Raw genomic sequence first — 6,062 nt, forward strand, 5'->3', positions numbered from 1 at the left:
TGACCGGAGTGAGGCTTACGCCTCCTCGTCGACCCGGCTCATCAGCTTGCGAAGCTGCTTGCCAGTGGTCTCCAGCAGGTGCTCGGGCAGGTCCTCGCCGAGATCCAGGACGGCACCATCGCGGGTGGAGCATGTGTCACCTCTTCTCACACTTCCCCCCACACATACGGGAGGGGACGCCATGTGGGTTCACATGCCGGGGACGCGTGTCGGCACTCGCGACGGTGGAGCATGGTGGGTTTCCGCGGCGCTCAGGCGATCAGGGTGTGCTGTCCTCGGAGCTCGGGTTGTCACGAGGTCGTGTCCCTCGCCGGTTTCGGTGCCGGGCTGCTCGGTGGTCCAGTTGGTGAGGATGCGCAGGGCGTCGTGGGAGGGGCTGCCGGGTTCGGCGGTGAGGACCATCAGGCGTTGTCCGGAGTCGTCGGGGCTGGCCCAGGTGTCGCAGTCGAGGGTGAGGTCGCCGACGAGGTGGTGGCGGTAGTGCTTGGTGCCGTAGCTCGCGCTGTTGACGCGGTGCTCGGCCCACCAGGTGCGGAAGTCGGGGTCCTGGATGGTCAGTTCGCCGACGAGGCGGGCGAGGTCGGGGTCGTCGGGGTCGGCCGCGGCCTCCATGCGCAGCGCGGCGACCGCGTCCCGGGCGTCATGCGCCCAGTCCAGGTGCATCGCCCGGATCACCGGGTCGGTGAACATCAGCCGCAGGTAGTTGCGCCGGTCGGCCGGGACAGCGGCGAAGTCGGTGTAGAGGGCCGTGGCGGCCGGGTTCCAGGCCAGGACGTCCAGGCGTTTGCCGAGGACGAGCGCGGGGGTCTGGGTGAGCTGGTCGAGCAGGCGCCGCATGGCGGGCCGTACGCGTTGGGCGGGTCGGCGGCGGCGTGGGCGCTCGTCGGTCCGGCCGGCGAGTTCGTAGAGGTAGCTCTGCTGGTCGTCGTCGAGGCGCAGGGCGCGGACCAGGGTGGCGAGGACGGGCGTGGAGGCCCGGACGCGGCCCTGTTCGAGCCGGGTGTAGTAGTCCACGCTGATCACGGCGAGCTGGGCGACCTCCTCACGGCGCAGCCCCGCGACCCTGCGGGCGGAGTCCGTCCCGGGCAGTCCGCACTCGGATGGTGTGAGCTGCGCCCGGCAGGCCTTGAGGAAGGCCCCGAGTGCGCGGTTGTCGGAGTGCGAGGTCATGCCGTCCATTCTGACGCGAACGCACACCCATGAGGTGCGCGGGTTCTGTCGGCGGTCCCACCGGTGTCGCCCGAGGGCGGCGGGAGCTGTGGTCCCGCCGCCCTTCGGTGTGGGGTCGGTCAGCGGACGGTGGTGCGGGCGGCTCGTTCGATGACGTCGGCGACCAGGCCGGGGTGAGAGACGGCGACCGAGTGGGACGCGGCGACCTCGGTGGTGTCCGCGTGGGCGCGCTCGGCCATGAAGCGCTGAACCGCGGCGGGGATGTTGAGGTCCTGGTTGGTGACGATGTCCCAGCTGGGGATGGTCTTCCACGCGGCGGTGGTGGCCTTCTCCTCAAGGGCGGCCTGCGCGATGGGGCGCTGTTCGGCGGCCATGAGGGCGGCCTGCTGCGCGGGGACGTCCGCGGCGAACTGGTGGCGGAACTTGTCCTGCTGGATGTAGAGGTCGGTGGCGGTGGTGCCGTCGGCCTGCTGGTAGGTGACCGGGTCGAGGGCGTCGGGGAGGGTCGAGCCCGGGTACTTGTTGGTGAGTTCCAGGGCGGTCTCGCCGGGGGCGGGCAGGAAGGCGGCGACGTAGACGAGGGCCTTGACCTCGGGGTCGTTGGTCGCGGCCTCGCTGATGACGTTGCCGCCGTAGGAGTGGCCGACGAGGATCTTCGGGCCCTTGACGTGGTCGAGGACCGTACGCAGGGCGGCGGCGTCGGAGGCCGGACCGCGCAGGGGGTTGGCGGCGGCGACGACGGGGTAGCCGTCGGCGCGCAGATGGGCGATGACGCCGTTCCAGCTGGAGCCGTCGGCGAAGGCGCCGTGCTCCAGGACGATGGTCGGCTTGGTGTGTCTGTCGGCTCCGGCGGCCTCAGCGGTCTTGGCCGCGCCGCTGGCGGTGCCGCTGAGGGCGAACGCGCCGAGCGCGAGACCCGCCGTGACCGTCGAGACCACACCCGTCACCAGCTGCTTGCGTCCACCCTTGATGCTCACCACGACAAACCCCTTTCAGGTGTTTCGACAGTGGTCGGGCCGGCCTCACCGACTTCGTCACTGCCCTGACTGGTGACGAACTTGTCATGCGATTCGTCACCTGTCAAGATGGTGACGAAAGATGTGGGACTTCCTCGCAGGTGTGCGAGGCTGGAGCCCGCGCGAACGGACGCGTACAGAAAGGTGAGGTGCCATGAGCGACGTCGAGGAGAAGGCGCTGCTGGCGGGTGGCTGCTTCTGGGGGATGCAGGAGCTGATCCGGGCGCTTCCCGGTGTCGTGGACACCGGGGTCGGCTACAGCGGGGACGACGACAAGCCCCGTCCCACCTACCGCGACCACGGAAAGCACGCGGAATCGATTGAGATCACCTTCGATCGCACGGTCACCGACTACCGCACGATCCTGGAGTACTTCTTCCAGATCCACGACCCGACCACGACGAACCGGCAGGGCAACGACGTGGGCCTCAGCTACCGCTCCGCGATCTTCTACCTCGACGACGAGCAGCGCCGCGTCGCGCAGGACACCATTGCCGACGTCGAGGCGTCCGGGCTGTGGCCGGGGCCGGTGGTGACCGAAGTGGTGCCGGCCGGCCCGTTCTGGGAGGCCGAGCCGGAGCACCAGGACTACCTCCAGCGCTACCCGGACGGCTACACCTGCCACTTCCCGCGCCCGAACTGGCGCCTGCCCAGGCGCGACCATTCCTGAACACACGCGCGGCCGGGAAGGACGATGCCCTTCCCGGCCGCGCGCGTCCGGGGCCGATGCACACGTCTCACTGGTCCGGCCCCCGGGACGAACCCGGTCCGGCCGAACCTGATCCGGCCAGCCGTGATCCGGTCGGCCGTAGGCCGCCCTCGTTGCGTCGGCCGCGATCGGTCGGCCGGACGCTGCCCTCACCACGTCGTTTCGTGCGGCGCCCTCACGCCCCGTCGGCCGCCATCCCTCGCCCTACTTCGCCCACGGGTCCCGCACGATGATGTCGGCCAGGGCCGTCGCGCAGCCGGAGAGCATCCTCTCCCCCTTCTCCGGGCTCGCCACCCGGGCGTCACCCGCGACACCGGACTCGGTGATCCGGTCGAAGGACACCGCCATGTACACCGGGTCGGTGGAATCCGCGGGCAGCGTGATGCACGGTCCGTGCGCCTCGGCCAGGTGCTCGTCGCGGATCAGCTCGGGGTGGGCGGCCATCATCATGGACGTCTCCCCCTCACACGCGTGCATGAGGCCGTCCTGAGTCTCCAGGGTCTCCCGCACCACGTCCCGCCCGGCGCCGAAGTAGCTGGCGAACGCGATCGGCGTTGCCAGTTCCGCGGTCAGCTCGGTCGTGAGGGCGTGGAGGGCGGTCATGTTCCCGCCGTGCCCGTTGACGATCAGGATGCGTGAGAAACCCGCCCGGATCACGGAGCGGCAGATGTCACGCAGCAGCGCGTGCAGCGTGGGCAGACTGAGCGTGAGGGTGCCGCCGAAGGCCATGTGGTGCTCCGACAGGCCCGTCGGGACCGACGGTGTCACCACCACGCCGATGTGCTCGGAGGCCAGCTCCGCCGCCCGGCGGCACACCTCCGCGGCCAGGAAGTCGTCCACGCCGGTGGGCAGATGAGGGCCGTGCTGCTCGGTGGCTCCCACGGGCAGCAGCACCACCGCCTCCCGGGCCGCGAGGTCACGCAGTTGCGCGGCGGTCAGACGGTTCCACTGGACTTCGTTCATCTCTGGGACTCCTCCTGGAGTGACCGACACGGATGCGGGTTGCCGGGTCGGTGTCGGGTGCGGGGCTCAGGCCTGTCTGGTGCTGTGGCCGGAAAGGTTTGCCGGGAAGCTCTCGGCGTCCGGCGCGATGCATCGCAAGGCGGAGGATCGCCCTCGTACTGGACGTACTCGGGTGATGCGACAACGCAGCGAGCGTGCGTGCCAGACGCCGCCTGGCAGGCGGGACTTTCGAAACACGCCCTAGAGGTGGTCGGCGTCGACGACGGCCTGGGCGAAGACCGTGGGCGCTTCCTGCGGCAGGTTGTGGCCGATGTTCGCGATGGTGCGGTGGTCGTAGGGGCCGGTGAAGTGGGCGCGGTAGGAAGAGCCGTCGCCGGCCGGGGTGAAGGGGTCCAGCGCCGGGTCGAGGGTGATGGTGGGAACGGCGATCGGGGGCTGCGCGGCGAGCTGCTTCTCGTAACGGTCGTAGCGTCGTTCGCCCTCGATGAGGCCGATCCGCCAGCGGTAGTTGTAGAGGACGATGGCGGCGTAGTCGGGGTTCTTGAAGGCCTCGGCGGTCCGCGCGAAGGTGGCGTCGTCGAAGTTCCAGTTGGGGGAGACGAGGGTCCACACGTAGCGGCACAGCGCGATGCGCTCTTTCTCGTTCTCCATGGCCTTCTTGCCGCGGTCGGTGGCGAAGTACCACTGGTACCACCAGTTGCGCTCGACAGCCGGGGCGGCGGGCTCCAGCTGCGACTTGAGGTTGGTGATGACATAGCCGGTGGTGGAGACCAGCGCCTTGACGCGCTCGGGCCACAGGGCGGCGATGATGTCGGCGGTGCGCGAGCCCCAGTCGAAGCCGGCGAGGACCGCCTTGTCGATCTTGAGGGCGTCCATCAGGGAGATGATGTCGAGGGCGATGGCGGACTGCTCGGCGTTGCGGGGGGTGTGGCGGGACAGGAAGCTGGTGCTGCCGTGGCCGCGGAGATAGGGAACGATGACGCGGTAGCCCAGGTCGGCGAGGAGCGGGGCGACGTCGACGAAGCTGTGGATGTCGTAGGGCCAGCCGTGCAGGCAGATGACGACGGGGCCGTGAGCGGGTCCGGCCTCGGCGTAACCGATGTCCAGGACGCCCGCCTTGACGTGCTTGAGCGTGCGGAAGTCGGTGTGGGTGCCGGGGGTGATGGCGGGCACGGTGGGCACGGATGTGCCGCTTGACTGGAGCGAGGCGGTCGTGGCGGACGCGTTGGTCGTCAGGCCGGACAGCGAGACCGCGGCGGCCGCGCCGGCGCCCAGGCCGACGGCCTTGCTGAAGGTGCGCCTGTTGATCATGTGAAACCCTCCGTCGTGCGTTTCCGGTGACCGGCCCGAGCCCGGGGAACCTCTCATTCGCATCGGCGGTACGCGATCACCGCGGCTCTTGGCGCGACGACCTTCGTACACAGCTTGTCACCCGCCAAACAGGTGACGCGAGAGTGTTTCCCGTGAACCGGACAGCGGGTGGAGGCTGTTTCCTCCCGCGGCCCGGACCGGCGGCACATACTCTCGTCTGCGGTGAAACCGGACACATCAGTCACATGACGGTGCGATGCGGCCGACGATTTGCTGCCACCCCGCGCACTCCCGGTTCCCCGGCACCCGGCCACGGACCCGCAGGTGGCGAGGCCGGGCGGCACATCCGCCGCCTTGACAGCCGTATTTCTGCCCGCTGCCTTGGAACCCCGGGGCTTAAGTCATTCGACTGAAACAACGCTTCCCAGCCGGGCCGGGCTTGTGAGAATGGCCCCTCGGCCATCAGATGTCCCGTTCGTCCTCCAGCCTGGCCAGCGCGTCGCGCAGTGCGGCGCGCGAGGTGATGCCCAGCTTGGGGAACACCCGGTAGAGGTGGGAGCTGATCGTACGCGGCGACAGACGCATCCGCTCGCCGATCTCCTTGTTGGTCAGACCGATGGCGGCGAGATCGGCGATCCGGCGTTCCTGCCAGGTCAGTTCGGCGAGCTGTGCGGACGTGGCACGGGTGGCCAGCCCCGACGCCCTCATCTCGGCCCGGGCCCGCTCTGCCCAGGTGGGCGCGCCGAGCCGCTCAAACGTTTCCGCGGCTCGCAGGAGGAGCTGGCGTGCGTCCTTGGGCCCCTGGGTGTGTCGTAGGCGGATGCCGTGGGCGAGGCGGATGCGGGCGAGTTCGAAGGGGAAGTTCGCGGCGGCGGGGTGGGTTTCGGCGTGTT

At 69.7% G+C, this 6,062-nt stretch carries 7 protein-coding genes; 1 reads left to right on the top strand and 6 read right to left on the bottom strand.

All coding sequences use genetic code 11. The annotated features are described in order from the left end of the window. Positions 1 to 15: 15 nt before the first annotated feature. The 3 genes from AB0915_RS28060 to AB0915_RS28070 all read right to left on the bottom strand — a co-directional run bounded on the left by AB0915_RS28060 (position 16) and on the right by AB0915_RS28070 (position 2,150). Positions 16 to 150: a hypothetical protein gene (locus AB0915_RS28060; protein WP_366693728.1), complete on the bottom strand. Its 135-nt coding sequence runs from the start codon at positions 148 to 150 to the stop codon at positions 16 to 18. Positions 151 to 189: 39 nt separating this feature from the next. Continuing rightward, a complete protein-coding gene (locus AB0915_RS28065; RefSeq protein ID WP_366693721.1) occupies positions 190 to 1,170 on the bottom strand; it encodes a helix-turn-helix transcriptional regulator in 981 nt (326 codons plus the stop codon). A 119-nt stretch (positions 1,171 to 1,289) separates the two neighbouring features. After that, the gene (locus AB0915_RS28070; RefSeq protein WP_366693722.1) at positions 1,290 to 2,150 is read right to left on the bottom strand and encodes an alpha/beta hydrolase; all 861 of its coding nucleotides are present in this window, start codon (positions 2,148 to 2,150) and stop codon (positions 1,290 to 1,292) included. A gap of 190 nt (positions 2,151 to 2,340) precedes the next feature. Here AB0915_RS28070 and msrA point away from each other — a divergent pair, with 190 nt between their 5' ends. Further along, a complete protein-coding gene (gene msrA / locus AB0915_RS28075) occupies positions 2,341 to 2,856 on the top strand; it encodes a peptide-methionine (S)-S-oxide reductase MsrA (RefSeq protein ID WP_366693723.1) in 516 nt (171 codons plus the stop codon). 243 nt (positions 2,857 to 3,099) lie between these two features. On the opposite strand, the gene AB0915_RS28080 is transcribed toward msrA, so the two are convergent. The 3 genes from AB0915_RS28080 to AB0915_RS28090 form a co-directional block, all read right to left on the bottom strand. Then, positions 3,100 to 3,858 (bottom strand): creatininase family protein, encoded by a 759-nt coding sequence (locus AB0915_RS28080; protein ID WP_366693724.1) that lies wholly within the window; start codon positions 3,856 to 3,858, stop codon positions 3,100 to 3,102. Between the two features lie 240 nt (positions 3,859 to 4,098). Beyond that, on the bottom strand, positions 4,099 to 5,169 hold the full coding sequence (locus AB0915_RS28085) for an alpha/beta hydrolase (RefSeq protein WP_366693725.1): 1,071 nt from the start codon (positions 5,167 to 5,169) through the stop codon (positions 4,099 to 4,101). Positions 5,170 to 5,631: 462 nt separating this feature from the next. Beyond that, a partial coding sequence (locus AB0915_RS28090) for a LuxR C-terminal-related transcriptional regulator (protein WP_366693726.1) occupies positions 5,632 to 6,062 on the bottom strand: 431 nt, incomplete at its 5' end.

This window comes from Streptomyces sp. NPDC048411 (assembly GCF_040704695.1).
Classification (GTDB): domain Bacteria; phylum Actinomycetota; class Actinomycetes; order Streptomycetales; family Streptomycetaceae; genus Streptomyces.